The 24,284-nt window shown below is 49.9% G+C and carries 39 protein-coding genes; 31 read left to right on the top strand and 8 right to left on the bottom strand.

The window, feature by feature from the left end:
* Position 1 precedes the first annotated feature (1 nt).
* Genes NG795_RS18940 through NG795_RS18930 form a run of 3 tightly spaced genes read right to left on the bottom strand, consistent with a single transcriptional unit; the run spans position 2 to position 1,782 of the window.
* Positions 2–340: a hypothetical protein gene (locus NG795_RS18940; protein ID WP_367290206.1), complete on the bottom strand. Its 339-nt coding sequence runs from the start codon at positions 338–340 to the stop codon at positions 2–4.
* On the bottom strand, positions 327–755 hold the full coding sequence (locus tag NG795_RS18935) for a hypothetical protein (protein WP_367290205.1): 429 nt from the start codon (positions 753–755) through the stop codon (positions 327–329). The genes NG795_RS18940 and NG795_RS18935 overlap by 14 nt, the downstream gene beginning before the upstream one ends.
* The gene (locus NG795_RS18930; RefSeq protein ID WP_367290204.1) at positions 742–1,782 is read right to left on the bottom strand and encodes a hypothetical protein; all 1,041 of its coding nucleotides are present in this window, start codon (positions 1,780–1,782) and stop codon (positions 742–744) included. Before NG795_RS18930 ends, NG795_RS18935 begins: the two co-directional genes overlap by 14 nt.
* Positions 1,783–1,967: 185 nt before the next feature.
* Here NG795_RS18930 and NG795_RS18925 point away from each other — a divergent pair, with 185 nt between their 5' ends.
* The 13 genes from NG795_RS18925 (at position 1,968) to NG795_RS18865 (ending at position 9,136) form a co-directional block, all read left to right on the top strand.
* Positions 1,968–2,318 carry a hypothetical protein gene (locus NG795_RS18925; RefSeq protein WP_367290203.1) on the top strand — a complete coding sequence of 117 codons (351 nt, stop codon included), beginning with the start codon at positions 1,968–1,970 and terminating at the stop codon, positions 2,316–2,318.
* Between the two features lie 47 nt (positions 2,319–2,365).
* Entirely contained in the window at positions 2,366–2,629 is a 264-nt protein-coding gene (locus tag NG795_RS18920) for a hypothetical protein (RefSeq protein WP_367290202.1), read from the top strand.
* Between the two features lie 302 nt (positions 2,630–2,931).
* Positions 2,932–3,366, top strand: a complete 435-nt coding sequence (locus tag NG795_RS18915; protein ID WP_367290201.1) for a hypothetical protein — start codon at positions 2,932–2,934, stop codon at positions 3,364–3,366.
* Positions 3,367–3,547: 181 nt separating this feature from the next.
* Positions 3,548–3,895 carry a GIY-YIG nuclease family protein gene (locus NG795_RS18910; protein ID WP_367290200.1) on the top strand — a complete coding sequence of 116 codons (348 nt, stop codon included), beginning with the start codon at positions 3,548–3,550 and terminating at the stop codon, positions 3,893–3,895.
* 131 nt (positions 3,896–4,026) lie between these two features.
* Positions 4,027–4,677, top strand: coding sequence for a hypothetical protein (locus NG795_RS18905; protein WP_367290199.1), 651 nt, complete (start codon positions 4,027–4,029; stop codon positions 4,675–4,677).
* The gene (locus tag NG795_RS18900; RefSeq protein WP_367290198.1) at positions 4,674–5,018 is read left to right on the top strand and encodes a hypothetical protein; all 345 of its coding nucleotides are present in this window, start codon (positions 4,674–4,676) and stop codon (positions 5,016–5,018) included. The genes NG795_RS18905 and NG795_RS18900 overlap by 4 nt, the downstream gene beginning before the upstream one ends.
* A gap of 130 nt (positions 5,019–5,148) precedes the next feature.
* A complete protein-coding gene (locus NG795_RS18895) occupies positions 5,149–5,673 on the top strand; it encodes a hypothetical protein (protein ID WP_367290197.1) in 525 nt (174 codons plus the stop codon).
* Between the two features lie 86 nt (positions 5,674–5,759).
* Positions 5,760–6,230, top strand: a complete 471-nt coding sequence (locus NG795_RS18890; protein WP_367290196.1) for a hypothetical protein — start codon at positions 5,760–5,762, stop codon at positions 6,228–6,230.
* A gap of 66 nt (positions 6,231–6,296) precedes the next feature.
* Positions 6,297–7,232, top strand: coding sequence for a hypothetical protein (locus NG795_RS18885; protein ID WP_367290195.1), 936 nt, complete (start codon positions 6,297–6,299; stop codon positions 7,230–7,232).
* Between the two features lie 114 nt (positions 7,233–7,346).
* Complete coding sequence (locus NG795_RS18880) at positions 7,347–7,733, top strand: hypothetical protein (RefSeq protein ID WP_367290194.1); 387 nt, start codon at positions 7,347–7,349, stop codon at positions 7,731–7,733.
* Positions 7,734–7,815: 82 nt separating this feature from the next.
* Positions 7,816–8,016: a hypothetical protein gene (locus NG795_RS18875; protein WP_367290193.1), complete on the top strand. Its 201-nt coding sequence runs from the start codon at positions 7,816–7,818 to the stop codon at positions 8,014–8,016.
* A complete protein-coding gene (locus NG795_RS18870; protein WP_367290192.1) occupies positions 7,991–8,908 on the top strand; it encodes a methyltransferase domain-containing protein in 918 nt (305 codons plus the stop codon). Before NG795_RS18875 ends, NG795_RS18870 begins: the two co-directional genes overlap by 26 nt.
* 27 nt (positions 8,909–8,935) lie before the next feature.
* A complete protein-coding gene (locus NG795_RS18865) occupies positions 8,936–9,136 on the top strand; it encodes a hypothetical protein (protein ID WP_367290191.1) in 201 nt (66 codons plus the stop codon).
* Here NG795_RS18865 and NG795_RS18860 read toward each other — a convergent pair.
* The 3 genes from NG795_RS18860 to NG795_RS18850 all read right to left on the bottom strand — a co-directional run bounded on the left by NG795_RS18860 (position 9,100) and on the right by NG795_RS18850 (position 11,391).
* Complete coding sequence (locus NG795_RS18860) at positions 9,100–9,621, bottom strand: class I SAM-dependent methyltransferase (RefSeq protein ID WP_367290190.1); 522 nt, start codon at positions 9,619–9,621, stop codon at positions 9,100–9,102. The two genes, NG795_RS18865 and NG795_RS18860, sit on opposite strands and share 37 nt — an antisense overlap.
* A gap of 131 nt (positions 9,622–9,752) precedes the next feature.
* Positions 9,753–10,739: a hypothetical protein gene (locus NG795_RS18855; RefSeq protein WP_367290189.1), complete on the bottom strand. Its 987-nt coding sequence runs from the start codon at positions 10,737–10,739 to the stop codon at positions 9,753–9,755.
* Between the two features lie 25 nt (positions 10,740–10,764).
* Positions 10,765–11,391 (bottom strand): DUF4417 domain-containing protein, encoded by a 627-nt coding sequence (locus NG795_RS18850; RefSeq protein ID WP_367290188.1) that lies wholly within the window; start codon positions 11,389–11,391, stop codon positions 10,765–10,767.
* A gap of 1,427 nt (positions 11,392–12,818) precedes the next feature.
* Between NG795_RS18850 and NG795_RS18845 the strand changes: the two genes are divergently transcribed.
* The 17 genes from NG795_RS18845 (at position 12,819) to NG795_RS18765 (ending at position 22,954) form a co-directional block, all read left to right on the top strand.
* Positions 12,819–14,114 carry a DUF4326 domain-containing protein gene (locus NG795_RS18845; protein WP_367290187.1) on the top strand — a complete coding sequence of 432 codons (1,296 nt, stop codon included), beginning with the start codon at positions 12,819–12,821 and terminating at the stop codon, positions 14,112–14,114.
* Positions 14,115–14,161: 47 nt separating this feature from the next.
* Entirely contained in the window at positions 14,162–14,692 is a 531-nt protein-coding gene (locus tag NG795_RS18840; RefSeq protein WP_367290242.1) for an SLOG family protein, read from the top strand.
* Positions 14,693–14,875: 183 nt separating this feature from the next.
* Positions 14,876–15,370, top strand: a complete 495-nt coding sequence (locus NG795_RS18835) for a prepilin-type N-terminal cleavage/methylation domain-containing protein (RefSeq protein ID WP_367290186.1) — start codon at positions 14,876–14,878, stop codon at positions 15,368–15,370.
* A gap of 49 nt (positions 15,371–15,419) precedes the next feature.
* Positions 15,420–15,584, top strand: coding sequence for a hypothetical protein (locus NG795_RS18830; RefSeq protein WP_367290185.1), 165 nt, complete (start codon positions 15,420–15,422; stop codon positions 15,582–15,584).
* A 162-nt stretch (positions 15,585–15,746) separates the two neighbouring features.
* Positions 15,747–16,007, top strand: coding sequence for a hypothetical protein (locus NG795_RS18825; RefSeq protein WP_367290184.1), 261 nt, complete (start codon positions 15,747–15,749; stop codon positions 16,005–16,007).
* A gap of 32 nt (positions 16,008–16,039) precedes the next feature.
* On the top strand, positions 16,040–16,168 hold the full coding sequence (locus NG795_RS18820; protein ID WP_367290183.1) for a hypothetical protein: 129 nt from the start codon (positions 16,040–16,042) through the stop codon (positions 16,166–16,168).
* Between the two features lie 164 nt (positions 16,169–16,332).
* Positions 16,333–16,656, top strand: a complete 324-nt coding sequence (locus NG795_RS18815) for a hypothetical protein (RefSeq protein ID WP_367290182.1) — start codon at positions 16,333–16,335, stop codon at positions 16,654–16,656.
* A gap of 343 nt (positions 16,657–16,999) precedes the next feature.
* A complete protein-coding gene (locus NG795_RS18810) occupies positions 17,000–18,472 on the top strand; it encodes a hypothetical protein (protein WP_367290181.1) in 1,473 nt (490 codons plus the stop codon).
* Between the two features lie 113 nt (positions 18,473–18,585).
* The gene (locus NG795_RS18805) at positions 18,586–19,251 is read left to right on the top strand and encodes a hypothetical protein (protein WP_367290180.1); all 666 of its coding nucleotides are present in this window, start codon (positions 18,586–18,588) and stop codon (positions 19,249–19,251) included.
* A 13-nt stretch (positions 19,252–19,264) separates the two neighbouring features.
* Positions 19,265–19,483 carry a hypothetical protein gene (locus NG795_RS18800; RefSeq protein ID WP_367290179.1) on the top strand — a complete coding sequence of 73 codons (219 nt, stop codon included), beginning with the start codon at positions 19,265–19,267 and terminating at the stop codon, positions 19,481–19,483.
* Positions 19,484–19,626: 143 nt separating this feature from the next.
* Positions 19,627–19,995 carry a hypothetical protein gene (locus NG795_RS18795; protein ID WP_367290178.1) on the top strand — a complete coding sequence of 123 codons (369 nt, stop codon included), beginning with the start codon at positions 19,627–19,629 and terminating at the stop codon, positions 19,993–19,995.
* Between the two features lie 24 nt (positions 19,996–20,019).
* Positions 20,020–20,478 (top strand): hypothetical protein, encoded by a 459-nt coding sequence (locus NG795_RS18790; protein WP_367290177.1) that lies wholly within the window; start codon positions 20,020–20,022, stop codon positions 20,476–20,478.
* A gap of 93 nt (positions 20,479–20,571) precedes the next feature.
* Positions 20,572–20,955 (top strand): hypothetical protein, encoded by a 384-nt coding sequence (locus NG795_RS18785; protein ID WP_367290176.1) that lies wholly within the window; start codon positions 20,572–20,574, stop codon positions 20,953–20,955.
* A 99-nt stretch (positions 20,956–21,054) separates the two neighbouring features.
* Positions 21,055–21,606: an HD domain-containing protein gene (locus NG795_RS18780; protein WP_367290175.1), complete on the top strand. Its 552-nt coding sequence runs from the start codon at positions 21,055–21,057 to the stop codon at positions 21,604–21,606.
* Between the two features lie 57 nt (positions 21,607–21,663).
* Positions 21,664–22,104, top strand: a complete 441-nt coding sequence (locus NG795_RS18775; RefSeq protein ID WP_367290174.1) for a hypothetical protein — start codon at positions 21,664–21,666, stop codon at positions 22,102–22,104.
* Positions 22,105–22,151: 47 nt separating this feature from the next.
* Entirely contained in the window at positions 22,152–22,364 is a 213-nt protein-coding gene (locus NG795_RS18770) for a hypothetical protein (protein ID WP_367290173.1), read from the top strand.
* An 11-nt stretch (positions 22,365–22,375) separates the two neighbouring features.
* Positions 22,376–22,954 carry a hypothetical protein gene (locus NG795_RS18765; RefSeq protein ID WP_367290172.1) on the top strand — a complete coding sequence of 193 codons (579 nt, stop codon included), beginning with the start codon at positions 22,376–22,378 and terminating at the stop codon, positions 22,952–22,954.
* Here NG795_RS18765 and NG795_RS18760 read toward each other — a convergent pair.
* Positions 22,933–23,172, bottom strand: coding sequence for a hypothetical protein (locus tag NG795_RS18760; RefSeq protein ID WP_367290171.1), 240 nt, complete (start codon positions 23,170–23,172; stop codon positions 22,933–22,935). The genes NG795_RS18765 and NG795_RS18760 overlap by 22 nt on opposite strands.
* A gap of 143 nt (positions 23,173–23,315) precedes the next feature.
* Here NG795_RS18760 and NG795_RS18755 point away from each other — a divergent pair, with 143 nt between their 5' ends.
* On the top strand, positions 23,316–23,705 hold the full coding sequence (locus NG795_RS18755; RefSeq protein ID WP_367290170.1) for a tautomerase family protein: 390 nt from the start codon (positions 23,316–23,318) through the stop codon (positions 23,703–23,705).
* 358 nt (positions 23,706–24,063) lie between these two features.
* Here the strand turns inward: NG795_RS18755 and NG795_RS18750 are convergent, their stop codons facing one another.
* Positions 24,064–24,249: a hypothetical protein gene (locus NG795_RS18750; RefSeq protein WP_367290169.1), complete on the bottom strand. Its 186-nt coding sequence runs from the start codon at positions 24,247–24,249 to the stop codon at positions 24,064–24,066.
* Positions 24,250–24,284 lie beyond the last annotated feature (35 nt).

Below are 24,284 nucleotides of genomic sequence, written 5' to 3'. Positions count from 1 at the left end.
TTTAAAATTCCTCCGGTAAACAAACGCTGGCTAATTTGTAATCAATCGGCAACTCTTTCAGTTGTTCGATTTGACTCCAGTCAAAGTTACGTCCGATAAACGAGTCAAACTCTGGACAATTCCCACGAAACCACACGCAACGGCTATCAACCCAGCACGTTTCTCCCAAGCGATTGCGAACCAGATAAATCTTTTCGGTCTGGCTGCTTGGCAAATCCACCACTGCAATCGCCCAGCCGGGGTAACGATTTAACATTGAACTAGCGCTAGGATTATGAAAGCAATCTTGCGGTTCTATCCGCTTGAAAACTAAGGTGAAGGTATTGTCAATCTCCTGCATTTTCTCCTCCAAATAGATTAAGTTGTCCTTGTTTTTCTAGTTGTTGATAGCGGTTACGCTTGCGAGTCTGGACATGGGAAATCACATCATGTTGCAGATGACAGACCGCACATAACGCTTGCAAATTTTCAGGTCTACAATCGGATGGGTCGTGGTTGAGGTGCGCCACGGTCAAAGTAAACCGCTGCTGCTTCTCGATAGGGGTGGATGCACCTGAAGCGTCCGGGATTTCCTCGAAAGTTAGCTCGTACCACGGACTATCGGCTGTGAGGAGTTCGAGGACAAATTCCGGCCAACTCACCCCGGGTCTGCGGCAAGGTTTGCCACAGCGTTGACAGGTCCAGTCCGCTTCGTCTTTGAGGGTCCGGGCAATGTCGTCCCAATTCTTGGGGTACAGTCTTCTATCCATCGGCATCGTTGATTTCCTCCTCGCTATATCCATAGGCCAGAGCCGCATCCTGCCAGACTCCCGGTGGATACCGCTGCTTGAGCGCGGCAATGGGCAACTTGAATTCGGCAGCCGTCCGCACCGGCTGAATGGGTCCGAGTCTCTCAACAGGCTGGTTTGCGAGTTTGAACAAGAACAGACCGGGAGGATTGGTGCAAGACTCCAACGAGCCTTCGACCTGCCGCGCTGCTCCGTAAGCCTTGGAGATGTCCTCCGATGCGATCGCCCGCAATACCCCCGCATCTCTAGCACTGCCATCCAAGATTTCTAACTGCTCTAATTGGCATCTGAGGTCCCTGGGAATTTCTGGGGGCCGTTCTAGTTTTCGGATAACAGATTTCACACCCGCCATCTTCTTCTGGAGGGTTGGTTTATTTGTTCTATTTGATTTATCTGGGGAATCGCTGAAACGTTTGTTAGTGCTGGCTTTTGCTTGTTGGTTCCGAACGATTGGGCCGGGAAGATGCCCATTTGGGCTGACCACCTGCCCATTTGGGCAGTCTGACTGAACGATTGGGCAGTCCTGCTGAACAGTCGGGCAGTTAGGAGCCAGAACGATGGGGCAGTCAGCTTGAACAGTTGACTGGGTGGGGACCGGAACGATTGGGCAGTCCTCCTGAACAGTTGGGCAGTCGGGGTCCATTGAGTCTTCGGGCAGGCTTGGGCAGTCTTGGACCGTGGGGCTAGATTGGGGCTCGATAATTCCGGCGATCGCACTGGACATCCAAAGCTCAACGCTGCCGGTGATGCGCTCCTCCAGCCTGCCGGTGGCAATCAGCTTGGCCTTGGCCTTGTAGAAGGTTCTTTCCTTTAGACCCGTGAGGTCCAGCCAGTCTCGGACCGGCATCGCCACACGCTGGCCCCGTTTTCGCAAGACGCCGACGCAGTAGTAGAGCAAGCCTGCTGCGGTGATGAGTCCATCCGCATAATCTCGCCGGGTCATTTCGATAGATAGCCGATAATGCTGGTTTGGGTGAGGTTGCGCGCTACTCATCGCACCGCCTCCGGTGAATCTGCCCACTCGTTGCAAGCTCTGACCACCTCTTTGGCCTGGTTAAAACTTGATTTCCGTGCCATAATCTATTTCTAGTGAAAAACTTGCCTCGTACATCTGGCAGATGTACGTTAGTCCATATTATACATCTGCCAGATGTACAATATGTTAAACTTTATTAAGTTATGGATTTGTCTAAAAAGTTTCAAGAAACGATGGATGTAATGGAGTTGGGGGTGGCGGAACTGGCTCGACTTTCAAAACGCTCGAAAAATAACATTAGTGAGATTCGGCTAGGAAAAACGAACACAAGCATTCACACCTTTGGTGAGTTGCTAGAGGTAGCCGAGCAGGCGCGTCCTGGGTTTGTGAACCGATTTTGTCAAGAAGTAAGCGGGAATGTTCTTTTTAGCAGTGACTCGCTAGACCAGATTATTTCCGAGCTCTCTCAAGAGCAAAAGTCGATGCTGCTCATGTCGCTGGCTGTCAACTTAGACGCGAAAGATGCAACTCCTGCGAAAAACAAGAGATTTTGAGCCTGATTGTAGGCATAATTAGAGGGTCGATTTACAACGCAGGTGTCATGGACCAAAACCACCATTATGGGGTTAAACAAATTCAGGTTGAAGAGATAGTCAATCAAATTCAAGGGCTTTCGGTGGAGCAACGATTAGAACTTACGCGGCAGCTCATTAGCAAAAATGCGTCGGACATGAGAAACGGTAGCTTTATTATCCACGTCAACAAGAGTGTTGACGAAATTAGCTGCCAACTTCAAGGCTTGCCCAAGATAGTTTGGCAGAAGTTGCTCCAGGCCGTTGCAATGTGCATCATGCCCGACAAATAGTTCAAAACTCGCCGGTAAAGCACAACCCCCTCAACCGAATTGCTTGTGCTTTGCTGGGGATTAGACGGTTATTAAACTGTAAAGGTTTTCAGTTTCATCTCGTCTGAAATCTTAAGTTTGACTCGCCATAAACTGTAATGTTTTCAGTTTGAGTTCAACATTGTCGAGATGGTTTTGTTCTGCTGAAGAGTTGCTCAATTGTTCCCTTTATCTTGTCAAAATGCAGGTTGATGGCGTGACCGTATTGGGTTACTAGGCTAAAATAGAATTGGACCGCTACAGCCTACCGCAAGGAGAAGCAGATGCAAGGAACGAATCAAATGGCTCAATCTTGGCGTTACGAGGTCAAGGCTCTAGTGGACGGACGCTATCGTTTGCTCCTGTGGGATAGCCTCGACCGATTGGGCTGGTGCTGTTTGAGTTTTGACTCCGAAGCTGAAGCCACCGAGTATGGCCGTGACCTCGAACGAGACTGTGGCGATAGCCTAGGGCATAGCTCCGCTTACCGCACCTGGGAAAGTTGCCCGCCTTGGTTGCTGGCTAGTTTTGCGCTGATTGACCCGGAGCGAGACAAGCTCTACCGCGACTGGGCGATTGAGTGCCGTCAGGATGAGTTCCTGCTACATGACCCCCTGACGAACGAGGTGCAACGGTTTGAGCGTTTGGACGACCCGAGGCAGCTAGAATCCTTGTGCGACTGGATTGACCAACTCGAACGAGAACGCCGCAAGCTGTAGAAGAAAAGAAAAGTAAAGAAAAATAAAAGAAGCGTTCGCAACGGGCGAAATAATTGGAGTAACCATCATGCTCGAATTCTCGTTCGTCCTCGTTGCGTTCTGGCTCATCCCTGCCATCGCACATTGGCAACAACAATCTCACTAGCTTGCGCATGGGGCAGATTCATTCGAGGTCTGTCCCATGTCTTTTGTTTATCTGCTGCATTACGAGCAAGCGATCGGCAACCCGCATCAAGCTCACGGACTCGCCCAGCATTATCTCGGCTACACGCGCAACTTAAGCCAGCGACTACAAGACCATGCCCAGGGGAAGGGAGCCAAGTTAACCGCCGCCTTTGCCGAGCAAGGAATTCCGTTCGAGTGTGTCCGAATCTGGAAAGGTGGGACCCGCAGTCTCGAACGTCAACTCAAACGGCGTCACAACCATCCGCAACTCTGTCCAATTTGCAATCCTCAACTGCAACACTGGGACAAACCACAGTCGAAAAAACGGCCACCAGCGCGAGGTGAAGTCGTAGGAAAAACTTGATGAACACTGCACAATCCCGGTGGTTGCTGACCATTTTGTTCGGTCAATGGTTAATTGGAAGTGTGGCAATTTTGATAATAAAGGCAATCGTTTAGGCTATCGCATTAGGGTGAAATAATCGATAGAATACTATGCTAAAACGAGTTTCTTCTAGTCTGATATCTGGCTTTTGTGACAACGAAATCCACTGGTTTTCTGTCCAGTTATTAGCCCGACAAATTAAGCGTTGGCTCTGGCGAGATTGTTTTCGGCAAGGGATTGGTGTGACTTCCCTAGAAAACTACCTCAATTATGTCGCCCCCGAACGTGCCATCGCCGCGCCCCATTTTGCCCGCCAACTAAAACGTTACCCGCAATATGGCGATATCCAGCATATCCAGCCCCTGCGCCACAGTCTGCGGGTGATGTTCGCTGATGATTTGCGGCTGGCTCCAGTGTTTCTCGCTAAAGCTGACCTGTGTGCTTTGGCGGCTCCTTCTCGTCGGTATTGCCAGTTTTATGAGCGGGTGATTTCGCCAAGGTTAGTCCGGTGCAATTATCGCTTAGATGGGGACAATCTTGAGTCAGTTTGGACCACCAACTTGGGTTTTGATTGTCGGGAAACGGCACAAAATTATCAAGCTCAATTACTAGAAAATCAACTCGCCAGTTACGCCCAATTACGCCGTGGGCAGCGCACAGTTTGTCCTTGGGAGTTGAAAGTATGGAATCTCCAAGCACAAGAACAAGCAAAAATTGAGCAAGCATTCGCGTTGGTTGAAACAAGGGAGGAACAGCAATGAACAAATTTGGTTTTGCGACTAACATTGACGACGAATACGAATTTCCTAGCTTACAATTTCAACTTGCTCAGTCCGTCGCCATCCGCAACAATACGCCGCCGACCGAATGGGATGTCGTGGAAGTGACCGGCGTCAAACTCGACTATGCCCGCTGGCCTTTGCCCCTGGATACGCTACGTTATCCGCCTCAATGGTACTACTGCGTCAAAGCGCCCGACTCCCTGCATGAACGCTGGCTGGTGGCGCAAGAGTTATGCGACATTCCGCAACTGAAAATGCTTCAAGCGAATTATCGAGCATTAGAACGCATCCTCGACTTGGAAGCCTTAATCGCTGAGTAAGCGCAAGTCTGGGCTGTTTCGGAGGTAGTCAGTATTAGCTGGCTTTCCTCCGAGTTTGAGCTAAATAAAAAGAGTAACAAAAAGTAAAAAAAGCAAGCTATCGCAGGGGGTGAAATTATCGGAAAAAACGATGAAGCCACAAGCTAAAATAACCGAATCTGCTACAACGCGCCAACCCCGCTATCGCATACTCATTGGCAGCATCAAACCGAACCGGAAACTGAACGAACTAGGACGGCAAGCTCAGAACTGGACGATGGTCGAGTGTGTCCTAGCTTGGGCAAAAATGGCTCAACAATGTCAGTTGCCGATAGAGGACCATATCGAGGTGAATTTGTCAGGAGACATCCTCATCTCGAAAGAACTCTACGATGGAGCCGATGGATTCGTGGAAGGCTATTCCTACCAGAAAAAAGTTTTGGACGAACCGAACATAGACTACGACATTACCACCGAATGGACGGAGGAAGAATGGGAGCGAATGCAGTGGGAGCCGACTCTGCTAGAAGGACTCAGCTACCTGTTTCATTCGGGCTTATCCGATGGCTTGTGGAACGAACAAAACTATCAACGAATCAAGTCTATCCAGCCCCAGGTTGACCCAACTCGCCTCGACCGAACTCCGCCAGAACCAGACGATTACCTAACGTTCTAGGACCAATTGGGGATGAACAATCCCCAGATTAATTGAGCAAGCTCTCGCTCAAACTGAATCAATCCAATTAACGTAAGGCAAATATCATGACCACTGAACGCATCCAACAGACCGAATCCTTGCTCGAAACTTACGGCAAACTCCGCTGGCAAAAGTATATCCTTGAACAACAAATCAAAGAACTCGAACCCCAGGCCATTCAACAAGCCTTTGAGGTCCTCTGCCAGGGCGAAACTATCAACGGTAAACGCAAAGTTTACGAAAGCCACAACGACTATCCTTGCAGTATCACCCTGCAATTTCGCACGGTCAAGCCCAAGCCTAGCGACGACCAAGACCTCGAAAGTCTCGCCGAAGCCATCGCACTCGAACAGCGCAAAGCCGAGTACCACAATGCCGACGCGCTCCAGTCCATCGACGCGGCGATCGCCACCTTGCAAGCCAAACGCGACCAACTCTCGCAAACCGACGCAGGCCGCCAACTCCAAGCGGAATATGCCGCTCGTGAAGCTGCCCTGACTTGCAAAAAACCCAGCTTCTTAGTTCGATTGGAATAGCAAATCAATAATCAGCAATTTAATGAGATAAGCGTTCGCCCAGGGTGAAGTCATCGAGGAAAAAAGATGCAACTGATTCAAGCACCCTGGGTTGAACAGCAAGGGAAACGGGTTTTGCAATGTCATCATCGAGGAGACCGGCGTTTTTCGAGCCATCATTGTCGGGTGCGCTCGTTCGGTCGAGTGGACACGATTGCCAACCATTATCATCGGGCCAAACTATTCGGGAATGGCAAGACACCGCAGAATGCCCTAGAGTCAAAGGATTGGGCGAATCTAGGGTTGGCGCATATTGGTTGGCGTTTGGGCGATTGGACGCTGCCGATTTGTCACGAACCGGACTCTCTCGACTGGGGAGAACAGTACCATATTGCCCTGTGGCTCAAGTATGTGCGAGACCACCAAGCACTGATTGAGTACGCGGCCCAGTTCGACCAATTCCAAGACGAAGACGAATCCATCCAGTTTTCCACCGCTCACATCTGGCAAATTTTAGTCAGTGACGGTCCGTTGTTTTTGCGCCATCGGTGTCAGCCAATGGTTCAACTAACTAAACCCCTGCCGATGCTGGAGATTCGAGCAAGGCTAGATTGTGACATCTACACCGGCATCATCGCAGTAATCATCGATCGCCACTATCCTCAAGCCATTGCCCAGGCTTTCCCCACTGCCTACGCCAAATACTGTCAGCACCGTGACTCGTTCACCCCGGGCAAACTCCAACTGATTCGCATCCTAGACAATCCGCCGTTGTTCCTGGCTCATCTGGCTCTGGCCGATGATGCGGTAGGCGCAGCGATCGCCTTGCAGGACTGCTTGACCAAACTCCATCAGTTCGCCACCCAACGGCATCTGAGCGTTTACCTGCCACCGCTGCCTACCGATGCGATCGCCACAAACTGCCCCGGTGCGATTCTGTGCGACTGGCCCGAAAACACCGGAGTCCGTGGGAGCGAAAGTCTAGGAAAGACAATGAAAACGATGAAAAGACAGCATAACTAAATGAATAATTCAGAGCAAAATTAAGTGAACGAGAAAGAATTATTCATGAACAGAAACCAACAAAAACTAACAAAAAGGCTCTCGCGTAGGGTGGAATTAACGAGGAATTGAATCATGACTCAAGCAACTGAAACCAACAACAAAACCGTGAAAAACAACATCATTGACGATTCTGCACTAGGTTATCAAGTCTCCGATTATTCGGAACGGTTGTATCGCCAAGTTTATTACGCACTTCGTGAAGAAGTCGGATTTATTGCCAAAGTTGGAAGCAAAGAGAAATTTGACTGGAAACAGTACAAGCAAAACTTCGCCAAAACGTTTGGAACGCCTGAGAACCGCAAGTACACCCTCAAGCAACTCCTAGAATATGCCCAAGTTAAACTCGGCAAAAACCTAGAACAACTCCTCGAAACCAACCGCAAATCGTGCCAACGTTATCAAGATTATCAAAACCGTTTCCACCAAGATGAAGAAGAACTAGACGAAATTCCTCACTAAACCGCTTGAACCAGGTGGGAGTATCACAAGCTCTCGCCTGGTTTGAAACTCATGCAATCTATCAATTAACGAGGTCATTCTCATGGAAAACCAACCGAATCAATCTTACCAAATCATGGCTATTTCTGACCTGTTCATCCCTAAACTGAACGTAGCTGAAACATCGTCCGAATTTGACCTGCCCGACTGGCTTGAAGAATACGACGAGTCCATGCCCGTGGATGAAGCCACAACCGCAGCCGAACAACGCTGGCTAGATGAGCGCGACTACTACCAAGGCTAATCTGGCTCAGTCTTGGGGTATCATAACAGCGTCGTATTGGAGGTCTACCGCCATTTTCGCGCCTACCCCAAGACGCAGCGCCCCCATCCGCCGCGCTCCTAGTGTCCCAATCCGCCAGTGCCTGGAAACAGGCATCCTCACCCCAGACCGCACTCATTTTGACTATGGCTGCGGTTACGGCTTCGATGTGGATTACCTGCAAGAACAAGGAATCCGCTCGACTGGCTATGACCCGTACCACCGACCACAGCGCAAACAATCAGCGGATGTTGTGACGTTGTTGTTCGTGCTGAATGTGATTCGTGACCCGATAGAACGAGAGGCGGTCCTAGTGGAAGCGTACCATCTAGCGCAAGAGCAGCTAGTCGTGGCGATTAGCTGGGGTGAGCCGCATTCCCATTGGCGAGTGGATGGCGATGGTTACCGCACCCAATGGAACACCTTCTGCAAATTCTATGATGCAGCGGAAATCCAGACGTTTTTATGTGCGATTCTGGGGCTGTTTCCGACACCGTTATTGGGCGCGACCGGTGCGTATTTGTTCGCCAAAGATGACCGCGTTGATACCCTGCAACCTCACGCCCTAACTCGCACCCAACGCCGTCAACTCCTCAAGCGCTATCAAGACGAGCGGACTCACCTCCTTGCTTCTGGCTGGGTTCCGTCCGAACAAGTCCGCTGGGATAGCATCCTCGCTAAAGGCTATCGTTATCCTAGACTGCGATCGCCCTTGCCTGACATCCCCAATCCCAGCACGGGCAAGCTCAACAAAAGTTTACACGCAGGGGCAGTCGGTTCACCGCGACGGCAATGGATTGAAGCGGCTCTGGCCCGTCGTGACCAGATGCGGATTATAGCGGCACGAATCGAGTACCTGAGTGCGATACAATAACCGCAAACTAGATTTTATTTTAGTGCAATGACCGACCCAACCGCCTTAGAAACTGCTGAAAAAGCCCGTCAATTGCTGCTATTAACTCGCCGAGAAGTGCAGACCGTTTGCACCGCCTTGGAGCGCGGCCACACTCGGATTGCCTTGCAGCAGAGCCAGCTTGTCTTGGCTAAATTGGATGCAGCCCTGGCTCACTTGCCGCCGATGGTCTTGCAGCCGGAAGATTGACGGATGAGCGCTCGTAATCGTCGTTTTTGTACGAGCGATAACCGCTGCTTTTCGTTATGCAGCAAACTGATGAGTTGATAGTAATTATCCAGTTCGATGGCTGGGTCATCCTTGAAACAGCAGGCCAAATCGTCGCCCAACCGTCGAGGGAGTCGGCCCGTAACGCTTTCGAGGAGTTCGTAGAATTCGTCCGTCCCAAAGGCGCGATTGAAGCAGCGATAAGAGTTGAGTCGTCCGTCCGCGTAAGCTGTCCCGGTCTGCTTGATACAACGAGGTAATGCGATGAGCAACGATTTCGTGCAAAGCTGCCAAGAATTCGTCAATAACTCGCGTCGTTCTTGGGGATTCTCGATGACATTTAAGACATAATTAAGGCTAACAATATCGGGACGATGGCAACAACCACAACAGAGCGGATAGTAGTACAAATCCCAGCCCGAAGCCCGATAGCCCATCTGCCGCAACTGATTGAAGTCGGCACCCACTCCGCAGCCAATATCAAGTAGGTAATCATCACGAGTAAGAATTCCTTGGGCAATGGCTTGGCGGAAGAGTGGAGCTAGTTTGTTCTTGGCCCGGGCAGCCAGATGTCGGTTGATTTGCACGGTTTTGGTGGTTAAAGCTGATTTCGCATCGAATTGGGTAGGACCGAACCAAAACGTTCATAAGTCGAATTAAAGTTACTTTGGTAGCTGGTGTCCCTGATAGAAATATCGCGCATCAGCCGCATATCGCGCAAGATTTCTGTTTGCAAATAACGCTCCTGCGCTGTCCCCCGATACAGGTCGAGTTGGTAAACCGTATATTCAACTTTATTTTGCAACCGATTGATGTAGTTGCTCCGGTTGGCTTGCAACCCCTCGGTGTTGTTGTTTCCCAATGCCAAAAACTCGTTATCCCAAAAGTCACTGCGCCAGTCTTGGTTCAAATTTGAAAAGTGCTGGAGTTGCGTTCGTAAACCCTCGCCCATCTCCCCGCGTCGGACGCGCTCCCCAAAGCCCCCTTGTCCTGCATAGGAGTCCGGAACGTAACCAAAATCTCGCGTGTTCCCACTTTGTTTGGTCGCGTTCCCTGCCCAGCCGTCGCGCACCCCTGCGGCCCGTTCAATCTGGCTCATCTCCCAGGTGCGGCTGGTCAGTTCTTGCTCAATCAACCGGCCTTCCCGGGAATTGTGTCCATACAGGTCATACTGGGTCCGCAGGTCTTGGATCGCTCGTTCTTGCTGTATCCAGGCATTGTCTAGGTATTGCTGACGTTGCTGAGAATCCCCAGGCATCTTAGTGAACAACTCGCTGTTGCGCTCTCGGGAAGCTGCACGCAAATTTTCGCGGGTGCCATTGATGGTGACATACTTGACTTCTCGACGGTTCGTGCGCTCTCCGTAACGGCCTACCACGGTCTCCCCCGCTTTGGTCACGCCGGTGGGTACTTTGCCAAATCGCTGATTGCCCGTCTTTTGCAGGGTGGATTCCACGCCGATTTTGGCGGCCCCTTCCGCTTTGCACTCGACGAACGATTCAACAGCTTGCGAGAGCGCCCCACTCGGGTCGATGCCCCCACTAACGACTATGCCCGTGACCGCGCTCGTTGCCAGCGAATTCATGAACCCGACTAAACACCCAGACGATTTACCCTTTGCTACCATCTGCTTGATATCGCCCCTTGTAAACCAACGGTCCTCGGTAAGTGTCACAGTACAGCCACCGATTCGCCTGGGCCAAAGCTCGGACTTGCTCGCCCCCAGCGTACACCCAGAACAACGGATTAGACCGCCCCGAATGCTCCTGCGCCAACGCATACTGATGGAGCAACTTCTCTAGGTCCCAACTGCCTCGGGTCGCATACGCACTCCAGCCCCGGGGCACACCTAACAAATTCAACCGCTCAAATCGCATCGGCACGTTCAAGTCCACGACAATGTTAAGCCCCCGACTTTGCCAATACCGACTTAGCCAGCGTTTCCGATAAATCTGGTACAACGCCACCGCAGCCGGTCCGTCTGGGTCAATGCTGAAATTGACCTCCACGCAACCGAACGGCTCACCCTCGGGCACTCTGTCCGGCTTCTTCCAGAGTCCCTCAAACTTGTCATCCCAAATGTAAAAATGCCAGGTTCCACCCCGGACCACCTGCACGTTCGTGGTCCCCCACGGCGTTACCGGCATCGCCATCATCCCCGCACACCGCTGCTCATCTAGCACCGGAATGTCCCACTCATTGTCTGTGGGCAATGCACCACCGCCATACACTCTCATCCGCCTCCTCTCTCTCTAATTTCCCCGGGGAAATTAATACTCCCTTTTAGACTCGGAACGGTTCGACTGGTAGCATATCAGATGCAGCTTTGTCTAGTTGGTTGGCGGTCGGGTTGGCTAGGTTGGTGCTGTTCGGGGCTGGTGTTAGCGATAATTTTAGGCAGGTCATCGGCTCAAGAAAAAAGCTGAAAGTGAATGGGTTAGTTTCAAGTTTACCGGATAAGGTGCGTCATAATTCTGGCAATTCGGAACGGACTAAATGGTGATAATAATCACGAATAGTCATCGAAGCTCGTCGAAAGTCGATGCAGCCAAATTCGATGAAATAGTTTTTGGTTAGTAGGGTTTCGCTATGCTAAAATAGCGGACATACTTCAGCATTTAGCACATTAAAACTGGGCCTGTAGCTCGTTGATGTTGTTCTATCCGGCTCAATTTCGATAAATCTTGTTAAGTTCAAACTCTTGATAATGTTGCAGGTTAATGTTTGGAAACACCGCGCCTAAACTCAAAGAACTTGCAAGTGAGTTGCGGGACATCAGTCTAATCTTGATTCAATGAGGATTCTTCAAACTGAACCGAGTGAGTCCGAGTGCAACCCAATGAAGTGCTAACCGTTCATCCAGACTTGGCGATTCTTCAAGAGACGTTTGCCGATTCTCCTTCAGGAGACGCTTCGCGATTCTCCTTCAGGAGACGCTTCGCGATCGCATCCAAAACTAGAGTGCTCATTCGGTCGGGGGAGGGGTGACGCGCTGGCCTACGAGGCATTGCCCGTCAGCCCCTCCCCACTCCCTCACTCGCGCCCCCCGACCCCCAGGGGAGGTTCAGTCAAATCTTGGCGATCGCACAAACATTGAGTGCTCATTCGGTCGGGGGAGGGGTGATGTTCTGGCCTCAACAAGTTGAGACATCGCCCATCATCCCCTCCCCGCTCCCTCATTCGCGCCCCCCCCGCCCCCAAGGGAGCGCTCATGGCCGCTGGGCCAGCCCCCCCCAGCAATTCTAGTCTATAGGGGTGGTCGGAATCGGTAAAGGCCTCAGACTCGCAAACAATCTCTAACCAAATAGGCTACCTGAAGGATTTCTAAGCTCCTGGCGTCGCTAAGAAATCCTACCAGGTAGCGTATTTGGCAAGAGATTCTAAGCGACTCCGAGCAAGTAACTCCGACGTAAGCGATCCCCGTCGGGCTACCAAAGTATTGGGTAGAATCCCTAAGTTCTTGCAAGCCCGACGGGGATCGCTAAGTCTCCGTAAGCCTTGACCTAGCTAAGAATTCGTAAGGCGGTGGCAGTTGACTGTTCATTGCGTACACCGTCTGCGGCAACCCCCGCCTAACGACTTCTAAGCTTTCCTCGCACCCCTATAACCCTCAAGGGGGCGGGGGAAGAAGAGCCTCGCACAGTTAACTTAGGAGGACAACATCATGAATACACACATCAATCTCTCGGTGGTCAACGGCACAGCAGTCCAATTCCGGGGAGTAAACCGGCACTACATTGGGCGTTTCAATGCACGTTACAAGTTGGCACAATCTGCATTGGCGAATCCGTTCCATATTGGCAAAGATGGCAATCGCGAAATGGTCGTTGAGAAGTATCGTCATTGGCTCTGGGCGCAAATTAAAGCGGGTCTGCGGGGCGAGTCCAATGCGGCTTTTGCTGAGTTGATTATGTTAGCAAAACGGACGATGCGGGGCGAAGCTCTGGAGTTGGCTTGTTATTGCGCTCCGTTGGCTTGTCATGGCGATGTGATTGTCAAGGCCATTCATTGGTTGATTCAGGAAAATCTAGTCGAAGGGAAAAAGCAAGTGAAGAAAGAGAAGAAAGAGCAAGAAGTAAGCAAAAAGAAGCGAGTAAAAAATAAAGGGCTATCGCTGGAAGTGAAAGAAAATCTAGTTTTGGAGTCAGCTATGCAACTTAATTCAATCTCGAACATCTTCAATCCAGCGCATATCGAGCAAGCGAAACTGAATCGTGAAGCTGAGTACGAAATCAAGCATTTGCAGTACATTTTCAAGCAGCTTTATTATGGATTGCGGCACTTCTGGTGGCAGTCGATTAGCAAGAAAGAGATTTGGCGGAATGCGTATGAAATGGGTCAACTCGATGTTTACTTGATAGCTCCAGGGCGGCGTAATCCAGACGGTAGCTACAGTCAAGCCGAATATGACTGGGACCGGATTAACGATTGGAAAGATGGCTTATGGGCTACTTATCGCAACCAGTTCTATGAAGAGTTCGAGGCGGAGTTCTTCTTGAGCGAGATTGCCAAGGCAAATACGGTCAAATCCCTCAATCACCGGACTTCCATGTTGTTGTCTACGGCCAAGGCTTATTTTGGCGATCAGCTCATCAATGCAAACAGCGAGGTGCCAGAGCTAGACCAAATCAAGGCCGCATTGCTAGAGATTAACAAAGCCCAGCTAGAAAAGCGCAAGTCCTATCAAAAGCAACCTCAACAATTGCGGAGCCAAGTTTCAGATAGTCAGCCAGTTGAAGCAGTCGAAAAACCTGTGCAGAAGTCGCAGCCGAAACGCAATCAACCGGCAAAATCGAACAAGCTAGAGATTGTCGCGATTCGCAAGCGCCAGCAAGCGGAGGCCCAGGCGTGGTTGGCTCAAAATCCAGAGTTTGCCGATAACGTGGATGCGAGTCTGGGAGTCAGTGCAGTCAATGCAGAAAAGCTGGAGAAAGCTGCGACAGAACCGATTGAAATGTAGGTAGTCTTTCGAGAGGGTGGCGGCAACGTCACTCTCTTTTATTAGCCCTGTTTTGGAGGAACATCATGGAACTCATTCGAGAAAAAACCGCAGCATTCACCGGCCATCGTCAATTTGCAGCAACCGATATATTTCCCGTCCAAATTGCATTACAACGGATGATTGACCGAGCCAAAGAACGAGGGTTTGACAGTTTCATCTCGGGCATGGCAATCGGCGTGGACCAGTGGGCAGCAGGTATGGTGGCTGATGACCCGGACTTACGGTTAATTGCGGCAATTCCCTGTAAAGAACAATATAAGAAATGGCCTAAATCTAGTCAACGCTACTATTTCCACTTGCTAGAAAAAGCCGATAGTGTCCATTACCTTTCCCATCGCACTTATTTTCCAGGCTGCATGAACGACCGCAACAAATGGATGGTAGACCGATGCAGCTTGGTTCTGTCCGTGTGGGATGGACGCAGTGGCGGAACCTGTCATGCCGTGGAATATGCGCTCGACCAAGGGATTACCGTCGTGAACTTCGATCCGGTAAGTGCCTCCTACAAACGCCTCCACCCGGTCCGTAGCCGATAGCGCCTGGATGAGCGGGGCCTTTCCTCGCTCGTTCGTGTCGCGCTCCGGGGCGGATGGATGAGCGGGGTCTGTCCTCGCTTGTTCGTGTCGCGCTCCGGGGCGGATGGATAAACTAGAACACCGAGTAAAAACTAACAACAACGAGCAAGCTATCGCCGGGGGTGAAGTTATCGGTATCAAACGATGCAAACTCAGAAAGGAATTACGCTCGTTGAACTGCTCATCACCGCCTTGATTATCGCCATTATCGCAGCAATTGCCATTCCTTCTTGGCTCTCATTTTTGCAGGACTATCGCACTCGTTCAGCACGAGATAATGCCTATCAAGTCCTACTCAATGCCAAATCCACAGCGCGGCAAACTAAAGAAACCCACGAAGCCTGTTTCCGCGAACATCAAGGCAACATCGAATATTCCGTGCATCATCGTCGATGGGGTGGAACCTGCACAAATGCGGACTGGCAGAGTCTCGGTGTAGCCCAGGTCCAGATTGATGCAGAAAATACCACCTTTTATCATCGTAACAACATCTACCGTGTCCAGTTCAACCATTTAGGAGTAACAAACGGACGATTAGGACGGATTACGCTCATGTCGGGAAACCACCGCTCTTGCACCTATTTGTCCACTTTACTTGGCGCTCAACGTAAAGCCAAAGGACAAAATTGTAGTCGATAAAATGATAGCAAAGCTCTCGCAATGAGTGAAGTTATTGCGAGAGTTTGCTATGCTCATCCGATTCCAACAACTAACTATCGGCAGCACCTTCCGCTACGGCGGCGGTCGCTGGGTCAAGGTCACCACCAACCAAGCCCAACTCATCGGCACATGGACCTCCCAACTCGGTCAACCGATAGCGTTCGCCCCCACTGACCTGACGATTTACCGCTAGAGTTCATGCGCTGGCTTGGGAAAACCCGAGCCAGTTTCTCGCCGTTCGTGTCGCGCTCCGGCTGGGTACGTTACCTGAGTTGGTGCCTGTCAGTTCTCGCCTCAGCCAATTGTCCCCCGTTCGTGTCGCGCTCCGGCTGGGTACGTTACTGAGTCCATCATCGTGGCAGGTCCTCGCTTCAGCCAGTTGTCCCGCGTTCGTGTCCCGCGCTTGTCAGGAATGTCACCTGAGTTGGTGCCTGTCCGTTTTCGAGTCAGCCAGTTGTACCGCATTCGTGTCGCGCCCCGGGCAGGCTGTATAGCTGGTGCATCATGCGATCGCCAAGGGCAGTCTCTGCGAATGGGCCGGTTGATTCGCGCACAAGCAATCGCCAAGGGCAGACTGAATGATTGGGCTAGTGTTGCATTCATGCGATCGCCTTAGCAGCCTGCGTGATTGGGTAGGCTGGTTCACGCATGAGCGATCGCCTCGGCAATCTCGGTGATTACTTCAGTATTGCGATCGCATCGGCACTCATTGTCATTGGGTCGGTTGCTTCAAGTGTTGCGATCGCCCAGGGTAATGTCCAGTTGGTTCGAGCCTGACTCATCGCGTTGGCAGTCTTCATGATGAGGTGGGTTGATTCGCGACGGGACCACAACGCCCAAATGGATGGACTTAGCAGAAACTCAGGACAATTTCAGGAATAAAAAAAACCAAAAGTAAATAAAAAAGCTATCGCAGGGGGTGAAATAAAGGAGAAAAAATCATGAAAAAATTAGGAATGAGTGAAGCCGAATTTATTGCAATCTTTCCGCCCACTGAGAAAGAAACTTGCTGGGATAAGATAGCTACTGGCCTAGAGTGGATTACTTACGCAGTGATACTTTGGATTATCCTACTCAATCCGCTCTACGGGGTATATCAGTACCTGACCACGGAAACATTAGAGCAGGTTTGTGAACAGATTAGAACCGAAATCCGAGCCATCAATAACAATCCCAAGGTCGAACTAAAATATGTTTGGAAAAGCGAATGGGAAATTTGCCCGGAAATCGCTGAACATAAAGCCAGAATTTTAAGAAACAATTGACCCCTGAATGCATAAATCACCAGCAACAGGCGGGTTATGCAGCTCAACTTTTGGAGGCCGAATCTAGCTCGTAAGACTGGAGCACTTCGGCCATCCGCTGACTCACCCATTCGCCGACAGTCTTGCTCTCAACACCCCTCAAGTTAGCCCCCACAAATATGCCAAATTCATCAGCAATTCTAATGCATAAAACCCAGAGTAAACCGGGTATTATAAGATATAATGATGAAAAAGTCAACACAAAGCTTTCGCAGTGGGTGAGACAGACGAGATAGAGTCTGACCCAAAAAAAAAGGAACGGAGGCAACCGTTCCGAACCAACATATATCTAAGGAGATTTTAGATGACAACCGTAGTCATTGCCTACTACAAATCGCCCGAATTGCTAGACGAGGCGATTTGGGACCATATCAAGCATTACCAGAATGTGTCCCGTGCGATTAGTGTGCGCTTCGAGCCGTATCGTAAACCGATATGGCACCGGGGCCATATCGTCCACCACGAACTCAAATTCAAAGCTCTGGTGACCTACCAGACCGTGGATGGCAAGATTCAGACGCGCCGCTGTTCGTCTCAAGGCTGGAGCGTCTATGGCATTACCCGCGAGGACAATCAGGTGCGAGTCCACAGTTGGGATGGTCGGGAGTTGCGTGGGTATGAGCTTGCCGAAGCCAGTTGCACCTGCCGTTCGTTCCAGTTCCAGTCTGGCTTAGTCGAGGGCAAGTGCAAGCATTTACGAATGGCTGCCCCCGAACTCAACCAGTCGCCTTGGCTGGAAAAACCGCTCTATGTCTATCCTTTCCAGCAACGACAAGAGCAGCCGGAATCCGCACCCCCCGAAACAGTCCAACTCCAACCCGGTTTAATCCTAGCGCCTGGGTTCCGGTTGGTCCGCACTGCCGACGGATATCGTGTGGTGGCAGATTTGCGCGATCGCATGGGACGGGAGCAAGCCAAAATCCTGGGGACCGTGGAGCAGCAGGGCGAGTGGCTCCGTTACTCGAATCCGCGTGGTACTTTTGGAAAACGAGTGACTGCCACGGCCACCAACTTGCGGGTGATGTGCCAAGAGTTGCATCAGCGTTCGATGTATAGCGATTGGCAAGTATTTAACTCGAACGCCAAAGACGAGGACCAAGTGGACCTCAACGAATTGGCGAGTGCAGCTATCAACTGGACGCACATCAAACTCAGTCCTAACCGGGCAACCCCGCAGCCTGCACCCCAACCTGCACCAGCAAAATCGGGTGACGACGAAGTGGACCTTCAGGAACTAGCGAGTGCAAGCATCAACTGGAGCCGCATCAAACCGATCGCTAACTCGGCCACCACACGACCGACACCGGAGCAACTGACACCGGCGGCGAAACAACCGACATCCACGCAAGCTGTACCGGGGCAATTGACATCGGGGCGATCGACATTCACGCAACCTGCAACCCTGCAACCGACACCGGGGCGATCGACACCGGCGAAACAACCTGCACCCACTCAACCGACAACTCCGCAACTAACACCCACGCAACAGACACCGGCGAAACAACCTATGAAGTCCTCGCCAAAACAGCCGCAGACTCGGACGATTCGGGTCGAGAAGAACGAAGACACGGGACTCTACTGGTTCCGCGATATGAACACGAACCAATTCTGTGGTGATAGCTACCCGAAAGACCTAGTAAATTACCGTGCTCAACAGTTTATTTTGCTTGGATGTCTTGTTGAAACATTTGACCAAACTAAGGGCAAATGGTACGTCTACAAAAACCAGAAATGGGTTCCTGTTAGTTCGGCACAACGGGCTTTGGTCTTAGCTTAATATCCCATTTGGCCTCTGTTTGCTATCAGATGGAGGTCAGATAGATAGAAAAAGGAAAAAATAAGATTCAAATAAAAGCCTTTCGGATAGGGTGAAATAATTGAAAATTTGTTATGACTCAGACAGACCCAAAACCAACTATTTCGGTATTTGGATTCAAGGAAGAAGATGCGCTGGTTGTGCCAGAATTACCGATTCGCGCACGGAACAATTGCCAAAGTGGACAGTGGGTGCTAGGCGATGAAGACTATGGCTCGAAACTAGCCATGACCATCTTGAAATTTAGCAAATTCTTCGGCAGCCTAGGTCAAACGAAGCATACCCTTTGGGGGCAAATTTGGTTCATCCCTGAAGCGGGTGAATTACCTCACGATGTCGTGATGGTCACCTACATCAAAGGCCGCAGCCTGAGCGACTTCAATCGTTTGGTTGCCACCGTCCAAGCGCGAGGGATTGAACCGGCTGAAGGTCTGTTCGTTCCCAGCTTTGTCAAGCATTCAGGGCAAAAACCAGACGAGATTGGCGTGATGAAACCGATTAACTATTACAGCCTAAAATGGGACTGGATTGAACGCTCGAACTGGGATATGATTGAGAAGGCTGCTGCGGTGTTAGCTGATCCATACAATTTATCGCGAATGATTGACTTGGACGGTACTCGTGAGATGATTTGCCTGGACAACTTGCCGCCGAATGAGATTGCTAACTTGATGGCGGCTCACCTCACCGATTCGAGCCAACCTAGCGAACCCAACGTAAAACTTTTGGTCGGTAGCTAACTCAAAAATTCTCATGGAAGGCTATCAACTTGTTCTGGACATCAACGTTCGAGGACTCCGGTTAGAGAGCGATGATAGAGTTTTGATTTTGAGCGGCCAATACGCCGGGAGAACAGGACGAGTCAGTGTTCCTCGCTATTGGGCAGGTTATGACTGGTTCGACTATTTGATTCGGTTGCCCGGAAATAAACTCATCAGTTGTCCTCGTCATCAACTCCAAAAAATCAAGTGAAAAACTGGGGGTTTTCTAGCCCCCATTTCCCTTCAAAAGACTTATTTAGTCTTTTTTGTTAACTGTTAATATTAACAGCCGCTCACCCGGCATCAACTAGCAGCGTGAGGAGGTGAGGAATCACGCTTTTAGGAGGCAAAACTATGAAACGCATTGACGAAATTTTCAAATGGCAGGGATTTGGTAACGGATTCGGGGATTGGGAGAGTTGGTGTCGCCTCCAAATTTATGAAAAAGACCAAACGATAATTGCGATCGCCACCGACTGTGGCTCCGCCGCTGGAACGAGTATCACTAACTGCGTGGAGTTCTTGGTGCCCTTGGTCGCTAAGAGTTACAACCTTGACCTTTATCGCACCATTTGGATTGAACATTATCCCTCAGACTCCTCTCTGGGAGAAAGTTTTAGCGAAGTTTTGTTGCAAAGAGAGGGAGACCAATTAGCAGAACCAGACTGGAAACCTCGGAGCAAACAAGAGATTGAGCAACTGATTGGGGAATCGCTTTCGTAAACATTAAATTGAGGAGTATCTACTATGGAATTTACCGACTTCTGGAGCCGCAACGGTTGGCTCTGTCAATTCCAGCATCACAGGGAAATCGTGGGGGATTGCCTGATAATTGCGCCCCATGTCAGACCACCTTATCCGGTGAGCGATCGCTATCACGGCTGGACCGTCCCTGCGCTGGAAGACTGGCTCACCGAACTAGACGAGGCCACCTTTCTCACTACGGTGTTAGCGCAACAACAAACACCAGCGATGGACCTGCGAGTATTTCCTGCCCCTGACGGCAACTGGCACGCCGCTTGGCCCTCGCTCTGTGAACAAGAACCGGGCCAGATTTATGCGAGGGTTTGCCGTTTCAGCCCTCATCCTAAGATGAGAGACTGGGACTGGGAGGAGCGGGTCGAAGCCAACAGATTGCAGCATACTCAAGACCAACTCGCTCGGGCTGCCCGGATGATTTGGCGCGCAGTCCAGCGGGGTCAGTGAGAAAGTAGGTAATCGCTTCCCCAAAAGGCGATCGCCTGCCAAAATCAAATTGTAGTCTTGACAATTGTTCCTAATCAAACGGAGGAAAATCGGATGAATCTTGAGCAAATCAAAATGTTTTTGGACAGCCAGAGCGAACATTTATCGTTGAGGGATTACCTAGCCTTGGCTAAAGTGGCAAATCATGCTGCGTTTTTGGCAAGCAGCGATGATGAAGGGTGCGACCCGAAAGTTGTCAGTCATGCAGATTACTCACTGCAACAGGAAGACTTTTGTCATTTCCAAGATGCGGCTCAATCTCAACTTGATGAGCTAGATTTTTGGTGGTTTTACGAGTCCAACTGGAATCCGCTGCTAGAAATTCAGCTTTCCTCGACTCACTGGATTAACCTAGCCCAATGGCTCCTAGAACGTGCGGCCCAAGCTCGTCAGGAATTTTTGCCCTACGAACAATTGCAATTATTTAGTGAAAATTAGATAGGGGTTACTAATCATTCAAAAAAAGGGACAAAATAGCAAATGCAAGCCCTTAATTTGATGTTTCTCAGTTTCAACAATTAACGAGGTAAACTAAACATGGCTAGTTTTAGTCAATTCCCAGTCGTTTCAGTACAGTATCAACTGGCTCTGTCTCTGGTAGCAACGATGCACCAATATCAGATAAGGAAAGATGCCACGCCATACCTGGGACATTTGCTTTCTGTTTCTGCTTTGGTCATGGAAATGAGCTGTACTGAAGAAACAGCAATTGCGGCGCTCTTTCATGATGCTATTGAAGACCTAGAAAATCCCACAGAAACGATTAGTCTCATTCAAGAAAAATTTGGGAAGTATGTCCTAGAAATCGTCTTGGGCGTGACTGAGCAAAAAGAGTTACCCAAACCAGAACGGAAACTAGCCTATATCCAACAAGTCAAAGATAGTCCCCTTGAGGTGGTTTACGTCTCATTCGCAGACAAATTTCACAATTGGGTGAATGGTTATGCTCGTCAGCCGGAACTGGTCGATAAATCGGTGATTGAGTTCTATCAACAACTGATTCCAGTTTTTGAGCAACGTCTCCATAATCAGGTTGCTCGATTTTATCTTAGTATGTTGGTTGAATCTTTTGAGAAAGTAACTGGATAATCTACGAAGCGTAGGCGATACTAGATAAAGCCTTGTCAGACGAGCCAAAATACAACCTTGAAAAAACCCACTAAAATGCAAAAACAAAGCAAAGTCTTGTCAATCAAAACCTCGAAAATTCCTTGCCCTTGGTACGAAGACTGGACTGCCTCAACCCAGTATCTTCAGGAAAAATCAGCGTGGAATTTTACTCGAAAAGGATTACCTCCCAAAGACCCTAAATTGTCCTGGAAAATCAATTGTATTAGAGGAGTAGTGCAAGCGGCTGGATTCATGTCAAATAGCGTCGGACTGCAAAGAAAACCCGGGTATTTTTATGGTAATATTCCAGAAAGAGTTGAATCGATTTCGCTAGAATCTTGTATTGAAATGGGTGAGGACGAGTTCGTGCAAACTTTGACCAAAAAAGTATGTCACAACTTAGCTAATAAAGAATTATATCTAGCAGAATACTTGATGCAAGTGCGGGTTGTAACTCAAACAAAATCTAGTTTATAATGATTACCAGAGAGTCCATTTGGTGAAAGTCTAGTTGGAGATTAACAATGCTCATCAGCCAATACAAAGGAATCCTGCTTTTCGTGGGAGATTCGTTACGAGAATATTCGGATAAGTTAGGGTATGACGCCAACGACATATTTGATGTCAATGACATCATTACTGATGGTGAATCTAGTTACCTTATCAAATCATTTCAAGTTGATGAGGAATTGGGGGTAGTCGCTAATTGCGAATTTATTGATGAAGAAAGCAAGTAAAGGAGCATCTTATGTCTCTAGGGTTTGGTGAATGGGCGAGGCAAGTCTCGAATGCGTGGCGAGAGGAATATACTCGGGATGGTGTGTTCGACGATAGCGAGATTCAAAACTACCAGAAACAAGGTTATTATGTGCTGTACGAATCGGTCGAGGTGTCCTGCCCTGAAACGGATGGGTTGCTCGGATATGCCCGGTCAATCCTCAGCCAACCCGATGGCAGTCCGGCTATCTTTCTGAGTCAAGAACAAGCTCAAGATTTTGCCAAGGAACATCAAGCATTCTGTGCTAAACCTACAGGAACCCACCGGCCCAAACCCAAACCCAAGCTCAGGGCCAAGGACCAGCCCAGACCCACCGATGCAGTCTTAGGCGGTAGGGGAACTCAACCTAAATCGACCGATGCAGTCTTGGGAAATAGTCTTACTGCCAGCCGTGAGCAACTTTTTCGCAAACTCCAAGCCAAAGGTGGAACGCCGCAAGAATGGGCGAGACTGGCAATCCTAGACCGCGAATCGGGCTGCACTCGCCCCCAAATGCCTCGGGTCCCACCTTATCTCGCTGCTTGGAATCAGTGTGGTGCAAGTTCCTGAACAACTGGAAGCGTTCGGCTAGTGAGCGATCGCCATTGCGGATTCGGCGGTTGGTTCTTGCCGATCGCCACGGATGCACGACTCATCAAGGCAATGTGCCACGGATTGCGGTCAGGTGCGAGTGAGGCGATGGTGTCCGGTTGGTTTCGGCTACTTACTTGGCGATCACTATCAAGGGGGACGATTTGAAACCGCACCCTTGCTAACTCTCGCCGCACTATACCCAAGTGGTCAAGGTCTTGTACGCTAACGTCAGATGCTATCCCTGTCAGAGTTAAAAAAATATTCTGACTGTCCTATTTTATCTGCGGAACGTGGGTTGGTAAGCTAGTCGAACTTGTTTAGAGTGAAAAAATCTCAAATGGCACAGCTCAAAATTTACGGAAACGCAGCATTTTTCGCTGAATCTCGGAACTTAATTTCTGACGTAATACATTCTTGCGTTGTGGACGCGCTTGCTCTTCCTCAAGACAAACGGTTTCATCGCTTCTTACCCCTTGAGAAGGGAGATTTCATTTATCCGTCTGACCGCTCAGAGAAATATGTAATTATCGAGGTCAGTATGTTCGAGGGACGCACAGTTGAGACAAAGAAGAAGCTCATTTATTTGCTATTTTCCCGGTTGTCAGTGCAAGTCGGAATTAGACCTGTGGATTTAGAAATTACGATCACAGAGACTCCAAAACATAATTGGGGAATCCGGGGTGTGGCAGGAGATGAGTTAAACTTAGACTACAAAGTGGAACAGTAGCGGAATGAAGAAACCATATAATGGTTTCTCTTGTAACCGATCCAGTCTTGGGCGATCGTACCACTCAACCTCACGCGACCGAGGCAGTTCTAAGAATCGGACTTACTATCAGCAGATAACAACTTTTCCGCAAATTCCAGGCCACAGGTGGAATCCCTCAAGAATGGGCGCGGCTGGCAATCCTAGGCCGCGAATTAGGTTACTCCCGTCCCTAAATGCCCCGCGTCCAACCCTATGTGGCAGATTGGAATCAGTGTGGTTCATATCCCTGAACAACCAGAGGCGATCGGCTCGTGAGCGATCGCCACGGATTGCGTTTGGGTGTGACTAAGGTAGTGTCCTCAACGATTGAATCTGGCTACTTGGCGATCGCTTCCAAAGGGGACGATTTAAAACCATACCCTTGCCAACTCTTGCCCTGAGCCAGATTCAGCCGGACCGATTTAGCAGCATCGGGCTGTAGACTGCTTGAGAAGGCGATCGCTTTAACAAGATACCACCGGCTGTACACTGGACCCTTTCGCCCTTCGCCAGTCATGCTCACAACTTGTCCTGATAGCACCTTTTGAGTTACAATCC

It is taken from the genome of Laspinema palackyanum D2c, from assembly GCF_025370875.1.
GTDB lineage: Bacteria > Cyanobacteriota > Cyanobacteriia > Cyanobacteriales > Laspinemataceae > Laspinema > Laspinema palackyanum.
Note: the sequence above shows the minus strand (reverse complement) of the source record. Positions and strands in the feature narration are given on the sequence as shown.